19 protein-coding genes are annotated in these 20,499 nt (G+C 59.8%); 12 read left to right on the forward strand and 7 right to left on the reverse strand.

Features of this window, described 5'->3' with window-relative positions; genetic code table 11:
• Positions 1-92: 92 nt before the first annotated feature.
• Genes CD58_RS15850 through CD58_RS15880 form a run of 7 tightly spaced genes read left to right on the forward strand, consistent with a single transcriptional unit; the run spans position 93 to position 6,387 of the window.
• Positions 93-770 carry a thermostable hemolysin gene (locus tag CD58_RS15850; protein ID WP_025213975.1) on the forward strand — a complete coding sequence of 226 codons (678 nt, stop codon included), beginning with the start codon at positions 93-95 and terminating at the stop codon, positions 768-770.
• Positions 760-2,241 (forward strand): AMP-binding protein, encoded by a 1,482-nt coding sequence (locus CD58_RS15855; protein WP_025213976.1) that lies wholly within the window; start codon positions 760-762, stop codon positions 2,239-2,241. The genes CD58_RS15850 and CD58_RS15855 overlap by 11 nt, the downstream gene beginning before the upstream one ends.
• Positions 2,238-2,912: a TenA family transcriptional regulator gene (locus tag CD58_RS15860; RefSeq protein ID WP_025213977.1), complete on the forward strand. Its 675-nt coding sequence runs from the start codon at positions 2,238-2,240 to the stop codon at positions 2,910-2,912. Before CD58_RS15855 ends, CD58_RS15860 begins: the two co-directional genes overlap by 4 nt.
• Positions 2,899-3,708 (forward strand): SDR family oxidoreductase, encoded by an 810-nt coding sequence (locus tag CD58_RS15865; protein WP_025213978.1) that lies wholly within the window; start codon positions 2,899-2,901, stop codon positions 3,706-3,708. Before CD58_RS15860 ends, CD58_RS15865 begins: the two co-directional genes overlap by 14 nt.
• Positions 3,705-4,349, forward strand: coding sequence for a tetratricopeptide repeat protein (locus tag CD58_RS15870; protein ID WP_025213979.1), 645 nt, complete (start codon positions 3,705-3,707; stop codon positions 4,347-4,349). Before CD58_RS15865 ends, CD58_RS15870 begins: the two co-directional genes overlap by 4 nt.
• An 11-nt stretch (positions 4,350-4,360) precedes the next feature.
• Positions 4,361-5,023, forward strand: a complete 663-nt coding sequence (locus CD58_RS15875; RefSeq protein ID WP_025213980.1) for a response regulator — start codon at positions 4,361-4,363, stop codon at positions 5,021-5,023.
• Entirely contained in the window at positions 5,020-6,387 is a 1,368-nt protein-coding gene (locus CD58_RS15880; RefSeq protein ID WP_025213981.1) for an ATP-binding protein, read from the forward strand. The genes CD58_RS15875 and CD58_RS15880 overlap by 4 nt, the downstream gene beginning before the upstream one ends.
• A gap of 38 nt (positions 6,388-6,425) precedes the next feature.
• Here the strand turns inward: CD58_RS15880 and CD58_RS15885 are convergent, their stop codons facing one another.
• Complete coding sequence (locus CD58_RS15885) at positions 6,426-7,061, reverse strand: YopT-type cysteine protease domain-containing protein (protein WP_025213982.1); 636 nt, start codon at positions 7,059-7,061, stop codon at positions 6,426-6,428.
• Positions 7,062-7,270: 209 nt separating this feature from the next.
• Between CD58_RS15885 and CD58_RS15890 the strand changes: the two genes are divergently transcribed.
• Entirely contained in the window at positions 7,271-8,140 is an 870-nt protein-coding gene (locus CD58_RS15890) for an AraC family transcriptional regulator (RefSeq protein ID WP_025213983.1), read from the forward strand.
• 53 nt (positions 8,141-8,193) lie between these two features.
• On the opposite strand, the gene CD58_RS15895 is transcribed toward CD58_RS15890, so the two are convergent.
• Positions 8,194-9,201 carry an aldo/keto reductase gene (locus tag CD58_RS15895; RefSeq protein ID WP_025213984.1) on the reverse strand — a complete coding sequence of 336 codons (1,008 nt, stop codon included), beginning with the start codon at positions 9,199-9,201 and terminating at the stop codon, positions 8,194-8,196.
• Positions 9,202-9,293: 92 nt separating this feature from the next.
• On the opposite strand from CD58_RS15895, the gene CD58_RS15900 reads away from it, so the two are divergent.
• Positions 9,294-10,205: a LysR family transcriptional regulator gene (locus tag CD58_RS15900; RefSeq protein ID WP_025213985.1), complete on the forward strand. Its 912-nt coding sequence runs from the start codon at positions 9,294-9,296 to the stop codon at positions 10,203-10,205.
• A gap of 34 nt (positions 10,206-10,239) precedes the next feature.
• Positions 10,240-10,545 (forward strand): hypothetical protein, encoded by a 306-nt coding sequence (locus tag CD58_RS15905; RefSeq protein WP_080712638.1) that lies wholly within the window; start codon positions 10,240-10,242, stop codon positions 10,543-10,545.
• On the opposite strand, the gene CD58_RS15910 is transcribed toward CD58_RS15905, so the two are convergent.
• Positions 10,502-11,059, reverse strand: coding sequence for a DUF488 family protein (locus CD58_RS15910; RefSeq protein WP_025213987.1), 558 nt, complete (start codon positions 11,057-11,059; stop codon positions 10,502-10,504). The two genes, CD58_RS15905 and CD58_RS15910, sit on opposite strands and share 44 nt — an antisense overlap.
• Positions 11,060-11,281: 222 nt before the next feature.
• Here CD58_RS15910 and CD58_RS15915 point away from each other — a divergent pair, with 222 nt between their 5' ends.
• Both CD58_RS15915 and CD58_RS15920 read left to right on the forward strand, forming a co-directional pair.
• Complete coding sequence (locus CD58_RS15915) at positions 11,282-12,925, forward strand: methyl-accepting chemotaxis protein (protein ID WP_025213988.1); 1,644 nt, start codon at positions 11,282-11,284, stop codon at positions 12,923-12,925.
• Between the two features lie 114 nt (positions 12,926-13,039).
• Entirely contained in the window at positions 13,040-14,263 is a 1,224-nt protein-coding gene (locus CD58_RS15920; RefSeq protein WP_025213989.1) for an HD-GYP domain-containing protein, read from the forward strand.
• A gap of 75 nt (positions 14,264-14,338) precedes the next feature.
• Here the strand turns inward: CD58_RS15920 and CD58_RS15925 are convergent, their stop codons facing one another.
• The 4 genes from CD58_RS15925 to CD58_RS15940 all read right to left on the reverse strand — a co-directional run bounded on the left by CD58_RS15925 (position 14,339) and on the right by CD58_RS15940 (position 20,170).
• The gene (locus tag CD58_RS15925) at positions 14,339-14,782 is read right to left on the reverse strand and encodes an HIT family protein (protein ID WP_025213990.1); all 444 of its coding nucleotides are present in this window, start codon (positions 14,780-14,782) and stop codon (positions 14,339-14,341) included.
• A gap of 132 nt (positions 14,783-14,914) precedes the next feature.
• Positions 14,915-16,969 carry a pyridoxamine 5'-phosphate oxidase family protein gene (locus tag CD58_RS15930; RefSeq protein WP_025213991.1) on the reverse strand — a complete coding sequence of 685 codons (2,055 nt, stop codon included), beginning with the start codon at positions 16,967-16,969 and terminating at the stop codon, positions 14,915-14,917.
• A 1,039-nt stretch (positions 16,970-18,008) separates the two neighbouring features.
• Positions 18,009-18,371 (reverse strand): response regulator, encoded by a 363-nt coding sequence (locus CD58_RS15935; RefSeq protein ID WP_025213992.1) that lies wholly within the window; start codon positions 18,369-18,371, stop codon positions 18,009-18,011.
• The gene (locus CD58_RS15940; RefSeq protein WP_025213993.1) at positions 18,368-20,170 is read right to left on the reverse strand and encodes a PAS domain S-box protein; all 1,803 of its coding nucleotides are present in this window, start codon (positions 20,168-20,170) and stop codon (positions 18,368-18,370) included. Before CD58_RS15940 ends, CD58_RS15935 begins: the two co-directional genes overlap by 4 nt.
• Positions 20,171-20,499: the final 329 nt, after the last annotated feature.

Consider the following 20,499-nt stretch of genomic DNA (forward strand, 5'->3'; position numbering starts at 1 on the left):
CCGATATTCAAGAAGCTTTTTCTTACCTTCAGACTTCGTTAAGAAATGCCTCGGATACTCCTCCCCATTCTATCGAGGGAGGCGTTCTGCCCATGCCCGTTGTCAACTGGAATATCCCCCTACCCCTGCACTTCGGCCAGGCTGAAGCGCCGCCGATGACCCTGTCCGCAGCCCTGGCGGACGACGTGCAGCGGCCGTCGTTCGAGGCCTTTATCCAGCAGCGTTTTCGCAAGGCCCACGGCGCCGACATCCGCCATTTCATGCCGCAGTTGTTTGGCTTGAGCAATGCCGACAGCGGGTTGTGCGCTGTGGCCGGGGTGCGCATGGCCGCTGACGAATCCTTGTTTCTGGAGCGTTACCTGGACGAGCCGATCGAGCCTCTGATCGGCGCGGCGGCCGGACATCCGGTGGATCGCGCCGGCATCGTCGAAGTCGGCAACCTTGCCGCCAGCGACACCGGCAGCGCGCGCTTGAGCATCATCGCCATCACTTACTTATTGGCCATGGGCGGCCTGGAATGGGTGGCTTTCACCGGCAACATCGGTTTGGTCAACAGCTTCCACCGGCTTGGCCTGAAACCGGTGACATTGTGCGCCGCTGACCCAGCGCGGCTGGGCGACGAACGCCACAGTTGGGGTAGCTACTACGAAAGCAAACCCTGGGTGCACGTGGGCAACATCCGTGCAGGGTTCATTCACTTGCGTAACATCGGCCTGTTCACCCGCCTGGGCTTGCCGTCATGCCAGGAGGACAGCTGCCATGTCGCCTGAACTACAGCGATTCCAGCAAACCCTGCGTCGCCATGCCGAGCGTCACACCCATCGCATCGCGCTGTGGGGCGACCATCTGAAACTCGACTACGCCACGTTGTACGCCGAGGTGGTGTACCGCCAGCAACGTCTGCGCGATGAGCAGGTGTCCGTCATCGCGTTGGCGCTGGACAACGGCGTCGAAGCGATGCTCTGGGACCTGGCGGCATTGTTCGAAGGCCTGGCCTGTGTAACCTTGCCACCCTTCTTCAGCCCCGCCCAACGGGCCCACTGCCTGGAGCAAAGCCAGGCGGAACGGGTGGTCGCGGAGCCGCAGCTGGACGCCGAATTGCTCGCTGCCGGCTATGAAAAAAGTGGCGAATTCTGGCGCCGCACGTTTACCGGACCGAACCGGATGCCCGTCGGCACCGCCAAACTGACCTTCACGTCCGGCACCACCGGTACCCCAAAGGGCGTATGCCTGAGTGCCGAGAGCCTGCTGCGGGTTGCACGCGAGCTCGATCACGCCAGCAAACTCGCCGACCCGCAGCATCACCTGGCGCTATTGCCGCTGGCGATCCTGTTGGAAAACCTCGGCTGCTATGCGGCGCTGTACGCCGGCGCCACGCTGAGCGTGCCGAGCCAGAAAACCCTCGGCATCCTCGGTGCCAGCGGCGTCGACACGCCACGTCTGCTTGGGTGTTTGGCCCAACGTGGCCCCGAGAGCCTGATCCTGGTTCCGCAGCTCTTGCAGATATTGGTCGGCGCCGCCGAACAGAAAGCGTTCGTCCCACAGAAGTTGCGCTTTGCCGCCGTGGGGGGCGCGCGGGTCTCGGAGAGCCTGCTGCAGCGCGCCCAGGCCATCGGCCTGCCGGTCTACGAAGGTTATGGCTTGTCCGAATGCGCCTCGGTGGTGTGCCTCAATCGCCCCGGCGCACAGCGTCCGGGCAGCGTCGGCAAGCCCCTGCCCCACATTCAGATACGCCTGGCCGATGACGGCGAAGTGCTGATCAAGGGGTCGACCCTGCTCGGCTACCTGGGTGATCCGCCCTACACCGGAGAATGGTGGCCCAGCGGGGATCTTGGCGAGTTCGACCCTGAGGGTTTTCTTTACCTCAAAGGTCGCAAGAAACACCAGTTCGTCACCAGTTTCGGGCGCAACGTCAACCCGGAATGGGTCGAGGCCGAACTGACCCAGCGTCGACACATCGCCCAAGCCTTTGTCTATGGCGAAGCGCTGCCACGCAATCACGCATTGCTGTGGCCTCACCGCCCGGACTGCACCGACGCAGAACTGGCCGCCGCCGTAGCCGAGGCCAACGAAAACCTACCCGATTATGCCCGGGTCCACCGTTGGACCCGTCTGCCCCAACCGTTCACCGCCGCCAACGGTCTGCTGACCGCCAATGGCCGCCCGCGCCGCGACGCCATTGTCGCGCAGTACCGCGCGCAACTGACTGCATCCACCCATTGCGAGGAATCCGCATCATGATGTTTTTCGACGCCCTGCAAGAAGCCACGAAAGAGCAACGCCACGAGCTGTTCAACGTGCCGATCATCCGTGACGCCCTCGAAGGCAAGGTCAGCCTGGAGAGTTACCGGGCGTTTCTCGCCCAGGCTTATTACCACGTGCGCCACACCGTGCCGCTGATGATGGCCTGCGGCGCGCGCCTGCCAAGCCATCTCGAATGGCTGCGCAAGGCGGTGTGCGAGTACATCGACGAAGAATACGGCCACGAACAGTGGGTGCTCGACGATATCGTCGCCTGTGGCGGCAATCGCGATACCGTGAGCAACGGCCAGCCCTCGTTGCCGATCGAACTGATGGTCAGTTTTCTCTACGACCTGATCGCCCGGGGCAACCCGGTAGGGCTGTTCGGCATGGTCAATGTGCTGGAAGGCACCAGCATTGCCCTGGCCACCCACGCGGCGGGCAGCATCCGCGAACACCTGGGACTGCCAGAAAGTGCCTTCAGCTATTTGAGCTCCCACGGTTCCCTGGACATCGAGCACATGCAGACCTACCGCGGCCTGATGAACAAACTCGATGACCCGGCGGACCAGGCAGCGGTGATCCACGCCTCAAAAGTGGTGTACCGGCTCTACACCGACATGTTCCGTGGTTTGCCACGGGACACGGAGGCTCACCATGCAGCTGCGTGAAGCCCGCGTGGTATTGACCGGTGCCAGCGGCGGCATCGGTCAGGCCATCGCAGCAGCGCTGTGCGCCGCCGGGGCCCGGGTGTTGGCAGTGGCGCGACACCAGGAATCGCTGCTGCCGTTGCTGGCGCGCTATCCACAGAATCTGTGCTGGGTGGCCGCCGACCTGACGTCAGCCTGCGACCGACGCAAGATCCTGGCTGCCGCCAAAGCCCTGGACGGCGTCAACCTGCTGATCAACGCCGCCGGCATCAACCACTTCGCCATGCTCGAACAGCTTGATGACAGTGAGATCGACGCGATGCTGGCGGTAAATATCAGTGCGCCGATCTGCCTGACCAAGCTGCTGCTACCACTGCTCAAACAAGCCGACAGCGCCATGGTGGTCAACGTGGGCTCAACCTATGGCTCCATCGGCTACCCCGGCTATGCCGGCTATTGCGCCAGCAAGTTTGCCCTGCGCGGTTTCTCCGAAGCCCTGCGCCGGGAGCTGGCTGATACGCGGGTCGGCGTGCTCTATGTGGCGCCCCGCGCCACCCGAACTTCGATGAACAGCCCCGCTGCCCAGGCCCTGAACGACGCACTCAAAGCCAACGTCGATGATCCACAAGCGGTGGCCAACGCGGTGATCCACGCCATCGCCGGTGACCGTCGTGATCTCTACCTGGGTTGGCCGGAGCGCTTCTTCGTTCGCCTCAACAACCTGCTGCCGAACCTGGTGGACCGGGGCCTGCGCAAGCAATTGCCGCTGATCCGTCGTCTGAGCCATAAACCTGAAAACGAGCACCTGAAACCATGAAAAGACTTCTCGCCGGCCTGATGATCGTCGCCGTGGGCCAAAGCGCCTGGGCACTGGACACGGCTGACCAGCAACGCCTCGTGGGCATCCAGCAAAGTTGGGCGCACATTCAATATGAACTGCCGGAAAAGCAACGCGAAGCCGCCTTCGAGCAATTGGCAACGCAAGCCACGACGTTCACCCATGAACGCCCGGAGCTGGCCGAAGCCTGGATCTGGTCAGGCATCGTCACCAGCAGTTGGGCCGGAGCCCAAGGCGGGCTCGGCGCCCTGGGCAAAGTCAAGGAGGCCAGGACCGACCTGGAAAAAGCCCTGGCCCTGGACCCCAAAGCCCTGCAAGGTTCGGCCTATACCAGTCTCGCGGCGTTGTACGACCGGGTCCCCGGCTGGCCGATCGGTTTCGGTGATGCCGACAAAGCCGAACAACTGCTCAAGCAAGCGTTGCAATCCAACCCCGACGGTATCGACAGCCTGTACTTCTGGGGCGATCACCTTTACCGTCAGAAACGCTACGCTGAAGCCCAAGGCGCCCTGCAAAAAGCGCTCAATGCCGCACCACGCCCCGGGCGTGAACTGGCCGATGCCGGACGGCGCAAAGAAATCCAGGCACTTTTGCTTGAAGTGAACAAAAAACTCAACTGACAGGGGGCTGTGTGCGGGTACTACTGATCGAGGATGACGTGGCTCTTGGCGAAGGCATTCATCAAGCCTTGGGCCGCGAAGGCTACACCGTCGACTGGCTCAAGGACGGCAAAAGTGCCTTGCACGCCCTGCTCAGCGAAACCTTTGACCTGGCCGTGCTCGACCTCGGTCTGCCGCGCATGGACGGGCTCGAAGTCCTGCAGCGTCTGCGCGACAGTGGCTCCAACCTGCCGGTGCTGATCCTCACCGCCCGCGATGCGACCGAAGATCGCATCGCCGGGCTGGACGCCGGTGCCGACGATTACCTGGTCAAGCCGTTCGACCTGGCCGAACTCAAGGCCCGCTTGCGCGCCCTGCTACGACGCAGTGCCGGGCGCGCACAAATGCTGATCGAACACGCTGGTATCAGCCTCAACCCCGGTACCCAGCAAGTCAGCTATCTCGGCAAGCCCGTGGTGCTGACGCCCAAGGAATATCAATTGCTGCACGAATTGCTCTCGCCCCCCGGTCGCGTCATGACCCGCGATCACCTCATGCAGCTGTTGTACGGCTGGAGCGAAGAAGCCGAAAGCAACACCCTCGAGGTGCATATCCATCACCTGCGCAAGAAATTCTCCACCGACCTGATCCGCACCGTTCGGGGCGTGGGGTATCTGGTAGAGGAACATCGATGACGTCGATTCGCCGCCGCACGCTGACCCTGATCATCGGCCTGATGCTCGCCGGTCTGGCGGTGATCAGCGTACTCAACCTGCACGACAGCAATCATGAAATCGCCGAGGTCTACGACGCGCAACTGGCACAAAATGCCCGTCTGCTCCAGGGCGTAATGCACATGCCGCTGGCGAGCCAGGCACACGCCGATCTGTACCGGGCTTTCAATACGGCGCTGAGCGAGGCCGCGCCGCGAAGCGACGGCCATCCTTACGAAAGCAAAATCGCCTTCCAGGTATGGAACGCCAAGGGCGAAGTGCTGGTGCATACCGCCAGCGCCCCCTCCTTCCGCGCACCGCCGACCGAGCCCGGTTTCAGTGACGTGGTGGATCTGAACAACCGTCACTGGCGCGCCTTTGTCCTCAAGGACAAACAGAACGACCTGAATATCTGGGTCGGTGAACGGGATGATGTACGGGCCGACCTGGTCGACCGCATCGTGCGCCATACGCTGTGGCCGAACATCCTGGGCAGCCTGGTCCTGGCGGCAATGGTCTGGTTGGCCATCGGCTGGGGGCTCAAGCCATTGGCTGACATGGCGGCCACCCTGCGTGCGCGCCACAGCGGTTCCCTGGAGCCCCTGCAACTGACGCCACTGCCCAGCGAACTGGAACCGATGCAGGCCGCGCTCAATCGCATGCTGGCGCAAATCCAGGACGTACTCGAGCGCGAGCGGCGCTTCATCGCCGATGCGGCCCACGAACTGCGGACTCCGCTGGCCGTGCTGCGGGTCCATGCGCAGAACCTGTTGGAGGCCGGGACCGAACATGAACGTCGCGAATCACTGGAGCACCTGATCGCCGGCGTTGACCGTGCCAGCCGCCTGGTCAACCAACTGCTGACCATGGCTCGGATCGAACCGAAGACAGGCGCACACATCCCACCGCTCATCGATCTGGCAGCCACTGTCCGAGAAGGCCTGGTTCAGCTGACACCCTGGCTTTTAAGCAAGGGGCTTGAACTGGTATTCGATGCCAGCGACGACATCGAACCGGTCAGGGTGGACCCGGCCGACATCCACGTTGCCTTGAACAATCTGGTGACCAATGCGGCCAACTTCTCCCCTGCCCAAGGGCAGATTACGGTGCGCTTGGCCAAAAACGGCAATCACTATGAGTTATCGGTCGAAGACGAAGGGCCGGGTATCGACGAGTCCGAATCCAATCGGCTCCTCGAGCGCTTCTACAGCCGCGGCAATGATCAAGGCGCCGGATTGGGCCTGGCCATCGTGAAAGCCATCGCCGATCGGCTGGGAGGGCAAGTCAAGCTGGAAAATCGCAGTCCGACGGGAACGCGCGCCACGTTAGCGATCGGGCGCGCATAAGCCTTTCTCGGGCGACGCCAGAACGAAGCGGCGTCGCGTCAGCTCACTCTGACCGCGATCCAGTGCGTAATGAAACCATAGCTATCGCAACCTTTCTTGACATCGGCGTGATATTGCACCATCTCCCACGGAGCGTAATTATCTACTGAATACTGACCATAATTGGGATCAAAAAACACCAGGTCCCGCCCCTTGTTCAACGCTGCCACGGCATGAGCCCCGCCACCCGAGAAAATGAAGGCAATGACATAGTACCCTTCCGATTGGGTGACCAAATCAAGCCAGCCATTGTGGTCACTCAAGATAGACCCGACATCCTTGCCTACCTCATCTGCAGAAACACAGAATGCTGCGGCCATCGCTTGGTAATAGGCCTCGCCCAACATGCCCTCTGCGCCGTAGGCACCTTTTTTGTTCTGTCGTACCTGCTGCGACTGCATCGCTTGCGCCGCGACCATGAGTGGCATGTGCGTAATTAATTCACTCTTGCTCTGAAGCTTGCGGCCCAATTTGATGCTCTGACGGCACCAGAGCATCGAATAGGCGAAACAATTGCCGCTTTTTACCTCATCCTTCAGCGCCTTTTGAAGGAAAGGGTTATTACTGGCGCCAAACTTGGTTCCAAAAGAGTGCTCTACGTTATTCAAGCCTAGCGCCGGCCAGTCTTCATTCATGCTTACTCTCCTTGTAACGCTATGAAGGTTGAGGATTAACGGCTGAACAATGCACTCTCCCTAAGCCCGACGCCGCATCAGGCGCGTGGTGCTGAAAATGGTAGTCAAGCAAGCCGGGACCTGCCAGCTGCTTTGAGCAAACGCGGCTAGGCGCGTTCACCCCGCTATAGTCGACGCTATGCCGACCGTACTTCCGAGAGCCTTTTCCAGTGTCTGACATCCCGACCCACCTCGCCTACACCCAACGCTTCGATGCCGTACTCGCCTACATTGATGCCAATCTCGAAGGTGACCTGTCGGTGAAGACGCTGAGCTGTGTGGCGAACTTCTCGGCCTTTCACTTCCACCGACAATTCACTGCGTTCGTCGGCGTACCGGTCTCACGTTATGTGCAACTGATGCGGCTACGCCGGGCGGCACATCGTCTGGCCGCCCTCGCGGATCATTCGATACTGGACGCCGCATTCGGCGCTGGCTTTGAAAGTCCCGAGGCATTTTGCAGGGCGTTCAGGCGGGCATTCGGCATGACACCGAGTGCGTTCAGGAAGGAACCGAACTGGCAGGTCTGGAATGCGGTATTCGCCATCCCTCATTTTTCCAGGACGATCATCATGCAAGTAAAAATCGTGGAATTCCCTGAAACCCGAGTCGCAACGCTTGAGCACTGTGGACCGACCGGACTCGTCGACGAGAGTGTGCGCACGTTCATCGAATGGCGCATGCAGAGCGGACAGTCGCCCGTGGCATCGAGTCGTACCTTCGGTATTCCCTATAACAATCCCGATACGACACCTCCCCAAGACTTCCGCTTCGCCATCTGCGGCGAGATTCACGAGGCCGTGGCGCCCAATGCGTTCGGCGTGCACGAGATCGCCATTCCTGGTGGTCGCTGCGCCGTGGTTCGACACGTAGGGTCACCGGATCACATCGGCGAAACGATCTATCCGGTTTACCGGGATTGGCTGCCTGCCAGTGGCGAAGAACTGCGTGACCACCCGCTGTTCTTCCATTACTTGAGCGTGTATCCCGAGACGCCGCAGGATCAATGGCAAACGGACGTGTATGTTCCGCTGCAATAACCTTTCGCCCCTGAGCGAACACGGACAAGTGTCCGCTCAGGGTGCCTGCCGGGTCAGGCAGCTCCCGGGACATTGGTGCCCATGCCCGACGGCAGGAACGGTTGGATCTCGTCGATTTCCTCAGCGCTGAGGCGCAGCTGCGAACCGGCGATCAGCCCGTCCACTTGTGCGGGACGACGGGCCCCGACAATGGCGCCGGTCACCACCGGTTTGCGCAGTACCCAGGCAATGGCGACCGCCGCCGCACTGACGCCGTGCCTTTCGCCAATGCCCGCCATGACCTCGACCAATGCCAGGTTGGCACTCAAACGGGGTTCCTGGAAGTCCGCACTCCGAGCCTTGCGCCAATCGTCTTCGGGCAATTGCGAGATGCGCTCACGGGTCATGCTGCCGGAAAGCAATCCCGATTGAAGCGTGGAATAGGCCAGAACCCCCATCCCGGCCTGCTCGCAGAATGGCAGGACATCCCTCTCGATATCGCGCATCAACGCAGAGTACGGCGGCTGGAGCGACACGATCTCGGTCACCGCCTGGGCCCGCTGGAGTTGAGCGACGTCGAAATTCGAGACGCCGATAGCGCGGATTTTTCCTTGGGCACGCGCGGTTGCCAGCGCCGAAAGCGCCAGTTCAATGCCTTCACTGCTGCCGTCGGCAGGAAACGCAGGCCAGTGGATCTGGTACAGATCGATCGTCTCGACTTGAAGCCGGCGCAAACTGGCATCGACCTCGGCGAGCAACGATTGCGGCGCCAGCGAGTGGGAAATGGCTTTGCTGAGCGGGTCCCAGACCAGGCTGCCCTTGGTGAACACCAAAGGACGCCGCGAAGCCGGCACCCGACGCAACAACTGCCCCACCAGTTGTTCCGCATGGCCCAAGCCATAAACCGCAGCGGTGTCGATCCAGTTCACCCCCCGTTCGACGGCATATTCCAGTGCATCCAGGCTGTCCTTGTCATCCTGCGCGCCCCAACTGTATTCCCAACCGGTGCCGGCGATTGCCCATGTCCCCAGGCCAATCGGCGAAATCAGCAAATCCGATGATCCAAGACGATTCTTTTGCATAGCGACCTCTCCATGAATGATGACGCCAGTATCCGGGAGCGATCTCCTGCCGATAAGATAGGCAATCCTCTTTGAACTACTGAACCATATTCATGAGTCATCACCCCGATCTTTCTGAACTCGATGCGTTTGCCGCCGTCGCTCGCCATCGCAGTTTTCGCAAGGCAGCGGACGAGCGTGGCGTCTCGGCGTCCGCCTTGAGTCACGCGATGCGAGCATTGGAGGCGCGCCTGGGTGTCAGGCTGCTGAACCGAACCACCCGTAGCGTGACCCCGACCGAAGCCGGCCAGCAGCTATTGGCCACGCTGGCCCCGACCCTGCATCAAGTGGCCGCTGCGTTGGCGCAATTGACGTCGATGCAGGAAGTGCCCGCCGGCAAACTTCGCCTCAACGTGGCGCGCCCAGCGGCGCGCATCCTGTTTGCACACATGCTCGCGCCTTTCGTGGCCAGGTATCCCCGCATCCAGTTGGAACTGGTCACCGATGATGGATTGGCCGATATCGTGGACGGCGGGTTTGATGCGGGCGTGCGCTTTGGTGAAAGCCTGGCCGGCGACATGATCGCCGTCCCGGTCGGGGCCCCTCAGTCGTTCGTGACCGTTGCCGCCGAGACCTATCTGGCCGCCAAGGGAATCGCGAATGTACCTCGTGACTTGCTGGACCATGCGTGCATTGCCAGGCGCTTCCCCAGCGGCAAACTGTACGCTTGGGAGTATCAGGCAGACGGCCAGCCGATACGCCTATCGGTCACAGGCCCGCTCATTCTGGAAGACGATGTACTGATGATCCAGGCAGCGAAAGATGGTGCCGGCATTGCCTATGTCTACGAGGAACTGGCCCGCGACGCTATCCGCAACGGGCATCTCAGGGAAATACTCACGGATTGGAAAGCCCCGCCAAGCCGTTTCTTTCTTTATTATTCCAGCCGACGCCATGTGCCACCGGCCCTCAAAGCGCTCATTGAATTCCTCAGGGCCGATGACTTTCGAAGCCAAAACGCTTAGGCACACCGGCCACTCAACCGAGATCGAAATCACCATGAATGAATGCCAAGAAATGATTAAGAACAGGATCAACGCCATGGTGACTGGCAGCGACTCTCACGAGATAACCTATCAATCCGAGTGGCTCGGTTACCTCCCCTTCCCGGTTTACCATTGGGTTGAACACCTGGGTAAGGAGTTTTCCAGCGACTTCCCTACTGAATGGACCCTTGAGGATTTGGCTAGCCTTGAGCAGTCAGGGTTCCTGGAAAAACTCGAAGCTTACGAAAACCCGGAAGACTCGTTTGATCGACATATCAGGTATCGCGTTTGGGTTGAACGCGTGAGCCCGGGTAAGTGAGCGTGAGCCCCCGGACCAACGCAGCGGGATTCAAGACGGCTTTATTCGCTTTGCCTTTGTCCATGATATGAATGACTTCAATGCCCCGAAGCAACAGGTAGTCGGCAATGATCCGGCGATGGCAGCGCCACCAGACCGCCTCCGCACACATGAGCACGCAGCGTTGGGCTTGGCTTAACTCAACGAGTCGCTCCAGCCCCGCTTCAAACGCCTTCGAGAGCGCATAGTCGGCGTAGTTATGAAAGCTGCGGTTCTGCCAGTACGAATTGACCTCATCCGCAACGGTCTTGGATTTTTTGCGCAACCCACCCAGCTCTGGAATCTGCACATACCACAGCCCCCATTCGGCCAATTGCGCCGGTAGCGTGTCCAGGTTGTATTGGGGGTTTGTCCGGGATCGCGGCACCGTCCTGACATCGACAATCGTCTCGATTTCAAAACCTTTGACTGTCTCGACGAATGCGTCGAGGGCCCTGGTCGAATGGCCGATCGTGTAAATACAGGCATTTTCCATGGATGAAGATCCGCGCATTTATTCAGTTAGGTGCGTTTGGGATCACCTGCCTGAAGCATTAGTTCGCGGCACAGCCCCATGGTGATGACTTCATAGGCAATAAATTCTTGTACAAATACTTATACAAATGTTCGACCTTTGTACAATATTAAGTGCTAGCTTAATGCCATACAAATGAACGCACGGCCACCTTCGGTGTTCCGCCTCAACGAGCGACCTGCCATGAACCTATCCGTAAAAATGAAGCTCGGCATGAGCTTCGCTGCCCTGACTGCCCTGGTGCTACTCGTCAGCGTCCTCGCGATGGTAGCGCTGGCCAGGTTCAACGACGCCTTTTCACTCTACGTTGGCGGTGTGAATGCCCGCGAAGAACTGGCATCTGGACTGCTCATCGCCGCACAGCGACGTGCCGTCGCGGCGCGCAATATGGTGTTGGTTTCTTCCGAGGCCGATCTGAAGCTGGAACACGCGGAGGTCCTTGAAGCACACCAGGACGTCAAGGCGCGCCTCCAGGATTTGAAAAATGCGCTCGGCGCGGTTCCCGAGGCGCAATCACGCACAGAAAAACAGTTGCTGGCTGATATAGACCGCATCGAGGGTCTCTACGGCCCGGTTGCACTGGGAATTGTGGAGCGCGCGGCAACCGGTCAGCGGGAAGAAGCCATTGTGCGAATCAACCGCGATTGCATTCCGTTGCTACGGCAACTCCTGACGGCGGGCCAGGCTTACATGCAGCACAGCAGGGACGCGGCCAATGAGGCCGTGATCAGCGGCCACAATGAGTACCAAAGCCAACGCAACCTGATGATCGCGGTCAGCCTGGGCGCATTGTTGCTTGCCCTTGGACTCGGCATTGCCATCGTGAGAAGCCTGCTGCGTACCTTGGGCGCCGAACCATCTGACCTGTCCGCAGCAGCGCAGCGCGTTGCCTGCGGTGACATGCGCAACCTCCCAGGGGCAAAACTGGCCCCGAAAGGAAGTGTCATGGCCTCCCTGGGCGAAATGCAACTGGGCCTTGGCAAGCTAATCGGCCAAGTGCGCACCTCGGCTGAAACCATTTCCGGGGCGGCAGCTGAACTATCCAGCGCGACTGAACAGGCCAGTCATGGGGTCGCGATTCAAAACCAGGAGGTCGATCAGGTGGCAACCGCCGTCCACGAAATGGCGGCGACGGTCCAGGAGGTGGCTCGAAATTCCGAACAGGTGGCCAGCGCTGCGCTTCGCGCCGATCAGCAAGCCCAAGCCGGTGAGGCAAAGGCTCGCCAGGCTATCAGCCAAATCAAGCACCTCGCCACGGAAGTCGCTGGGTCTAACGACGCGATGTCGCGCCTGAAACTCGAAACCGGGCAAATCGGCGGTGTGCTGGATGTCATCAAATCGGTAGCAGACCAGACCAATCTGCTGGCACTGAATGCGGCCATCGAAGCGGCGCGCGCGGGTGACGCCGGTCGTGGTTTCGCCGTCGTGGCCGATGAAGTTCGTCTGTTGGCACGCCGCACCCAGGATGCAACGGTAGAGATTCAATCCCTCATTGAAGGGTTGCAACGCATCGTCGATGAGGCCGCGACCAGCATGCAGCTGTGCAGCGACCTGACCGAACGGACGGTTGCAGGGGTTGATGATACCGGGTCCGCCGTCATGGACATTTCCCGCATGATCGCCGCAATTCAGCAAATGATGCAGCAGATCGCAACCGCCACCGAAGAACAAAGCGCGGTAGCCGAAGAAATCAGCCGAAGCATCACGCGAGTCAGGGAGGTTACCGATGAGTCAGCGGCATCGACCAAGCAGACGGCGGCCTCGAGTGTTGAACTGGCCCACCTTGGGGGAACACTGCAACAACAAGTCGGGCACTTCCAGGTTTGATGCTATACCCAGCGTAACCATGGACGGGAATGGTCCCTGTACTTTGGCTGCGGCGCCGGGTTTTCAGTAGGTTGATAAACCTGATCAGCAGCATGGAATCTGAGGTAAATCACCATGTTGAAGCGTATTGCGGTCTCGGATCTGCGCCTGGGTATGTACATTACCGAGTTTTGCGGAGCCTGGGCCGATCATCCATTCTGGAGAGAACGCTTCTTGCTCAAGAACAAAACCGATCTGAAGCGTATATCCGATTCAGCGATTCACGAAGTCTGGATTGAAACGGACAGAGGATTGGATATTGCAGCAGACGTGCCGGCCATTACGGCTGCCCAGGCCGACAGCTACGCTCAATCGGTAATGGCCGTCGTTGCCGAGGACAAAACGAAGGTCGTCGTGAGCGTATCCGTCGAAGAGGAAGCCAAGGTTGCCCGAAAGCTCTGTGAACGCTCGAAAACAGCCGTTATGGAAATGTTCAACCAAGCCCGCATGGGTGCCACGATTGAGCTGCAGGGCGCCGATCAACTGATTACTACGATTACCAACTCCATCACGCGCAACCCACATGCGCTTATCAGCCTGGCTCGCCTGAAAAGCATCAACGAATACACGTACATGCATTCCGTTGCAGTCAGTGGGCTGATGATAGGTCTGGCCCGCCAATTGAACCTCTCATGCACCAATGTGCATGAGGCCGGTCTAGCCGGCCTGCTGCATGACATCGGCAAAATGGCTATCCCACAAAAAATACTCGACAAACCTGGCAAGCTGACCAGTGAGGAGTTTCTCACCATCTACCAACACCCTGAGCTCGGGGGACAGATTCTGTTGAACAACCGGCATATCAGCGCTCTGGTGCTTGATGTGTGCCTGCATCATCACGAAAAAATGGATGGCACAGGCTACCCCCATCAATTAGCCGGCGAGCAAATCAGTCTGTTTGGACGAATGGCATCCATTTGTGATGTCTATGATGCCGTTACGTCGGATCGCCCTTACAAAAAGGGTTGGGGGCCGGCAGACGCGATGCACAAGATGGCCGCGTGGGAAGGACATTTCGACCCGGTTATTTTCCAGGCCTTTGTAAAATACATGGGGATATTCCCCATTGGCTCGCTGGTTCGATTGGAAAGCGGCCGACTCGCCGTTGTCATTGAACAGAATGACTCGTCGTTGTTGACGCCCAACGTAAAAGTGTTTTTTTCGACTCAAAACAACCATTCAATCCCGCGCGTGATTGTCGACTTGAGCGATCAAAAAAATGCCGACCGGATCGTCAGTCGTGAATCTTATGAGAAATGGAATTTCAAGCATCTAAACGTTCTCTGGGCGGGGCAGTGAAAGGCTTCGCCTGAACCCTTGCATAAGCTTGGCATTCCCTACCCCTGGTCGAACATCGGGAGAATCCCGCCAGCGTCAGTCCATGGAACGAATGCGCTCAACCAAACGCGCCTGCAGGACTTTGAGTTCCTCAGGATCGGCCTTCCCTCTCCCATGTTCGCCAGGCGTTTCGCCCTCCCAACGCGGGATGATGTGCACATGAATGTGATAGACCGTTTGCCCGGCCACAGCACCATTGAACTGGGCGACCTGTACACCGTCCGGCTTCAATTCATCCACGATGACGCGCGTGAGCCGCTGCACGGCAGACATCATCGCCCCGAGGACAGTGGGTTCGACCTCCAGAATATTACGAGCCTGGGAGGCCTTGGGGATCACAAGGACGTGACCGCGAGATTGCGGAAAAACATCCAGGAAGGCCATGACGTCGGCGTCTTCATAAATCTTGTAGGACGGCGCTTCGCCCCGAAGGATCAGCGCAAAAATGTTCTGCGAATCGTACTGGCCGTGGAGGCTCATGATCAGTCCCTTATTAAGTCGCTTCTAGACAAGTTGGCGGCCAGCAGGCTGGCATCGACCGATCAGGAGGTTTAGCACAAACACAGCCTCAGCGCCCGCGCCCGCGAAACATACCTCTCCAGAAGCACGCCCTCAAACCTCCAGCACCACCGTCTCACTGCCCTCGGCCGGCACCGCGCAACAGATCAGCACCTCATCGTCAGCCAAAGGCTCCGCCGGGCTGTTGAGGTAATGCACCTGGCCGCGTTTCAGGCGGGTTTTACAGGTGCCGCAGGAGCCGCCGCGGCAACTGAACTCCGGATTCAGGCCGCGCGCCTCTGCCAGTTCGAGCAACGTGCCACTGCCTGGCTCCCAACGGGCCTCCTTGCCGGAGCTAGAGAACAACACCTTCACCGCTTCGCTCGCCGCAGGCGTTTGCGGCGCAGCGGGTACGCTGACTTCGACGTCCCGGACCAGCGTTGACGGACCGAAGGTTTCGGCGTGAATACGCTCGTCAGGGATGCGCAGTTTGCGCAGACCGTCATACAGCGCCTGGGTGAAACTGCCCGGCCCGCACAGGTAGTAGTCGTAGTCGTTGAGCGGAAGGAGTGTCTTGAGCAGCTCCACGTCAATCCTGCCCGCTGCATCGTAACCTTCGCCCGCGCCCGCCTCGGTGGGTGGTTGGCTGACCATCCGCAGTATCCGCAACTTGTCCCCGGCGCGGGCCGCCAGCGCGTCGAGTTCAGCACGAAACGCCAGGTCAGCCACCGTGCGTGCGCTTTGCACCAGCCAGACCGGGCGCATGCGGCTGATGCGTTGCCCTTGGTAAACCACCTCCCGCAACATCGACAACAGCGGCGTGATGCCAACGCCCGCGGCAAGAAGCACCAAAGGACGTCTCTCGACAGGCTGAACCGTGAAGTGCCCTTGGGGCGCCCGCGCTTCAATCTCGTGCGTCACCTGGATCTGATCATGCAGGTGCGATGACACCGAACCGTCGCGCTTGACGCTGATGCGCAGGAAATCATCCGACGGCGCGCTGGAGACGCTGTAGGTCCGAATCGACGGTGTCTTTTGGCCGTCCAGCAAGATCCGCACAGGCAGATGCTGTCCGGCTTCAAACCGGGGTAAGGCGGCGCCGTCAGTGGCTTGCAGGTAGAAAGAGCGAATGTTGTGGCTTTCGTCCACCACGCGCTCCACCCGCAGTGAACGCCAGTGGGTCCGCAGGGCTTCGGCCTGCAAGCGCTCGGCGGCTTGCGCCCAACTCCCGGTCATCGACGAATTGGGCGATGCTCCCTCGGCCTGGTCCTTCCAGCGCAGCGGGAGCGCGGCCTGACGGTAGACAATGCGCTGCGGCGTGAAGCGCAATAGCCGCTCGGCGCCCTGGAACGCGGTGATTTCGGGGTCGTCCAGCAGCACCTGGGCCGAACCGCTCATTTGCAGGAGGTCGCCGGTCTGAAAATCGATGAACACCAGCCCCGCCCTTGGGTTCAGCAGGATGTTGCCCAAGGTGTTGAAGAACAGGTTTCCGGAGAAATCCGGGATGGTCAGCGTGCCGTTTTCATCCATGCGCACGAACCCCGGTTTGCCGCCGCGGTGAGAGGCATCGACTTGCCGCTCGCCGTCGCGGACCACATAGCTGGCGATATAAAACGAATCGGCCTGTGTGACCAGACGCCGGACCAACGGGTCCGTCGGGGTCAGTTGAACAGGCGCGGCAGCCTGCTCTTCGACAAAGGCGTACTGGCGCAGGTTGATGTAGCGCGGGCAATTGCCATAGGCCTGACTGACTGAAATCTCGAGCCCTTCGTCAAGTTGACGACGCACAGTGCCGTTCATGCGGTTACGTCGGCGGGTGTGCAACTCGATCCCCAACATGCCGATGGCATCCCCCTCGCCCATGCCCTCCTGGGCCGGGTCGCTCGGTTGCGGCTCGATATCGATGTGCAAGGTTTGCGGGTCGGGCGAACGCATGAAGCCCGGCTGCCCCGTACGCAGCGTCGCCCACACGTCGCCTTGACGGTCCACCGTACCCAACACCACGAAGGGCAGCTGGGCGTAGAACTCCCGATGCTGGTCCGGCATCCACGTGCGAGCCAATTGCCGTTGACCGACGCTGGCCATCATGTCGACCGCCCCGACAGCGCGCTGCAAGGTCAGCTCACCTTCATGCCAGGGCGAGGATTGTGGTTTCGTGGCTTCGTTCATCAGCTGCTCCTCGCGCCGCGGCCTTGCAGCCTGCGTCAGTGCGCTACGATTAGGGGAGCTGCGCGACACCTCTTGCAGAGGCGTGCATTGCAGGTGGGGCCATCTTCTTCCCAAAGCGACTTCGCAGGAATACGCACAAACTGGAATCCACTCTTTCATAAAATGAAATGGCGTCTTCCAGGTGGGTCAGTTTGAATCCATGTTGAATGTGCCGACGCCTTCGCGAGCAAGCTCGCTCCCACATTGGATCTTCGGTGGGCCCGAATTTTTTGCACGACACCGACTCCCCTGCGGGAGCGAGCTTGCTCGCGATCGCGGTGGGTCAGCTTGAACGGATGTTGGATGTGCCGACGCCTTCGCGAGCAAGCCCGCTCCCACAGGGGATTGGGGGTGAATGCGACTTCTATGACCGCCTCGGAACCAATGTGGGAGCGGGCTTGCCCGCGAAGACGGTGGTACATTCAGCATCGATGCAAGCTGAGCCACCGCTTTCGCGAGCAAGCTCGCACACATCGGATCTTCGGTGGGCCCGAATTTTTTGCACGACACCGATTCCCTTGTGGGAGCGAGCTTGCTCGCGATCGCGGTGGGTCAGCTTGAATGGATGTTGAATGTGCCGACGCCTTCGCGAGCAAGCTCGCACACATTGGATCTTCGGTGGGCCCGAAATTTTTGCACGACACCGATTCCCCTGCGGGAGCGAGCTTGCTCGCGAAAGCGGTGGGTCAGCTTGAATGGATGTTGGATGTGCCGACGCCTTCGCGAGCAAGCTCGCTCCCACAGGGGATTGGGGGGTGAATGCGACTTCTATGACCGCCTCGGAACCAATGTGGGAGCGGGCTTGCCCGCGAAGACGGTGGTACATTCAGCATCGATGCAAGCTGAGCCACCGCTTTCGCGAGCAAGCTCGCACACATCGGATCTTCGGTGGGCCCGAATTTTTTGCACGACACCGACTCCCTTGTGGGAGCGAGCTTGCTCGCGATCGCGGTGGGTCAGCTTGAATGGATGTTGGATGTGCCGTCTTCGCGAGCAGGGGTCAGCGCCTCAGGGCAAGTGCCACTTTTTGCTGCAAGTCGCTTTGCGAAAACGGTTTGTGCAAGACCGGGTGATCGGCGAATTCGCTCGGTAGCCCGCTGGCGCCGTACCCGGTGCTGAATAAAAACGCGATGCCGCGATCACGAAGAATTTCGGCCACAGGGAAAACACGTTCGCCAGCCAGGTTGACGTCGAGGATGGCCAGGTCGATCTCCGCCAAGCGGGCTGCTTCGCATGCGGTAACGAGCCGTGCCACTGACGCCCGCACCTCGCATCCGAGTTCCTCCAGCATCTCCTCGATCATCATGGCAATCGCGCCTTCGTCCTCGACAACGAGCACCCTGATGCCAGCGAAGGGAGTCATGCCACGGACGCTTCAATCAGAAACGAGAAGCGGCAGAACACACCTTGCGGGGCGAAGGTCAGGTCAAATTCCCCACCCAGATCGCGTTCGATGCAACGTTTCATCAAACGAGACCCTAGCCCTTCTCGTTTTGGCTGGGACACCGACGGTCCTCCTTGCTCACGCCAGTCCAGGGTCAGCAGCATTCCATTCGATTGGGATTGCAGCGCCCAGGTGACAGAAAGCGTACCCGTCTCGACTGACATCGCGCCGTACTTAAGCGCATTGATCGCCAGCTCATTGAGCGTCATCGTGAGGTTGAGCGCGACCCGGGTGCTGACATCGACTGACGCACCGCCCACCACGATACGGCTGGGCTCGTGGCCGAATACCGGCATCAGCACTTCCTGGGCAAGGGAGTCCAGGGGCGTACGGCCCCAATGTCGCCGCGTCAAAAGATCATGGGCCCGGGACAAGGCGAGAAGCCTGGCCTCAAAACGGTAATAGCCGTCCTTCGCGTCCTCGGCGTTGCGCGCCGTTTGCGCGGCCAGGGATTGCACCGTGGCCAGGGTGTTCTTGACCCGATGGTTGAGCTCGTCGATCAACGTCTTCTGCCGATTTTCCGCCTGCTTTCGCTCGGTGATGTCCACCAGCATATTGATCGCCCCCACCAGGTTGCCGTCGGCATCATGCAGAGGTGTGGGGTACGGAGTGAACGGTACACGAGTCCCATCGGGTCGCTCGGCAATTGCCTCGACACCTCGAATCGCGCGGTTTTCCTTCAAGGCTATCGCCATCGGACATTCGTCGTGGGACAGCGGGCTGTCGTCAGTGTTGAACAGCTTCCAGGTCACGCACCACATGTCGCCCAATTGAGGCGTGCGACCTGACAACTCGACGGCCGCGCGATTGTAGAACGTGATGTGGCCCTCTGCGTCAGTGGTGTAAACCGCAGCGGGCAGTGCCTCGAGAAGATTGCGCATATGCCGTTCGCTTTCACGAATCTGGCTTTCCATCCGCTGGGTGATCGTGACGTCGATGGTGAAACAGCGGGTGTTGAACAGCTTACCGTCCTCGAATCGCCCATTGGAGGTGATCGCGACGTACTTGATCGAACCGTCCTTGGCCCTTAGACGCGCCGGATAACTTTCCAGGCAATCGCCGCTGCCCAGTTTATTGAGAATGTCGCCAATAACGGGCGCATCCACATGGAACTCGGTAATGTGGCGGCCTATGTATTCTTGCTCCGAATAGCCCAGCAGCGCCAATTCAGCCTTGTTGGCGCGCAGAATGATGCCCTCGCCACTGACAATGTGAAGGCCCACTGCGCTGTTGTCGAAAAAGTCTTCCAGGTCGGCACTTTTACGTCGAAGCTCTTCGGCGATGGCGTGGTGCGCCGAGATGTCCTGAAAGCAATTGATCGCGCCTTGAACCGTTCCCCAACGATCTTTGAGCGCGCGGATGTTCATCAGTGCAACGAACCGCGAACCATCCGGGCGCTCGATGATGACTTCCCGATTGCGCGCCGCAACGCCTGTGTTGAGCGCCGAGGCCGTCGGGCTGTCTTCAAACGCCAGCGGCGTACCGTCGGTTAGAAAAAGTCGATGCGAACCGCAGAAGCGATCACCTTGCTCTCCGAGTGCCGGAGCCCTGCCCCACAACTCGGCGGCCTCGCTGTTGTACCGGACGAGCCAACCTTCGCGATCACAGAGATACACCGCACCAGGAATGGCATCGAGCGCGCTTGTCCCTATGGCAACCAGGCTGTCGAACTCGCTCGGCGCAACGGTTTCCAGGGCAAGCTCTTCAACATTTGACATTAACCGATCCTCAATCCGCCTGGCTGAAACGTCCCTGCTGTCTGTCGACCCAAAAATTATCATCCTGAGTCGGCGATCCCAGCTCGGATTAACCCCATTGAATGCGGGTAAGGATATTTTTTAAAAACTGCAGTGCTGAACTCTTGATCCTGATTCGTTTTGCGAGTTCATAAAAACCCCGCACATCGTAACCGTTACTTCCACCTTCAGGTAGGCCGAGGCTTTGGGGGCGGGTTGCGCACCGCCAGGACTTCCCGCCGCGCTGCTCGCCAGAGGGAGACATGCCTTCAAAGCCTGAGCCTTCAGTCCATTGGAGCCGCCCTCACCGA

The organism is Pseudomonas brassicacearum (genome assembly GCF_000585995.1).
Lineage (GTDB): Bacteria > Pseudomonadota > Gammaproteobacteria > Pseudomonadales > Pseudomonadaceae > Aquipseudomonas > Aquipseudomonas brassicacearum_A.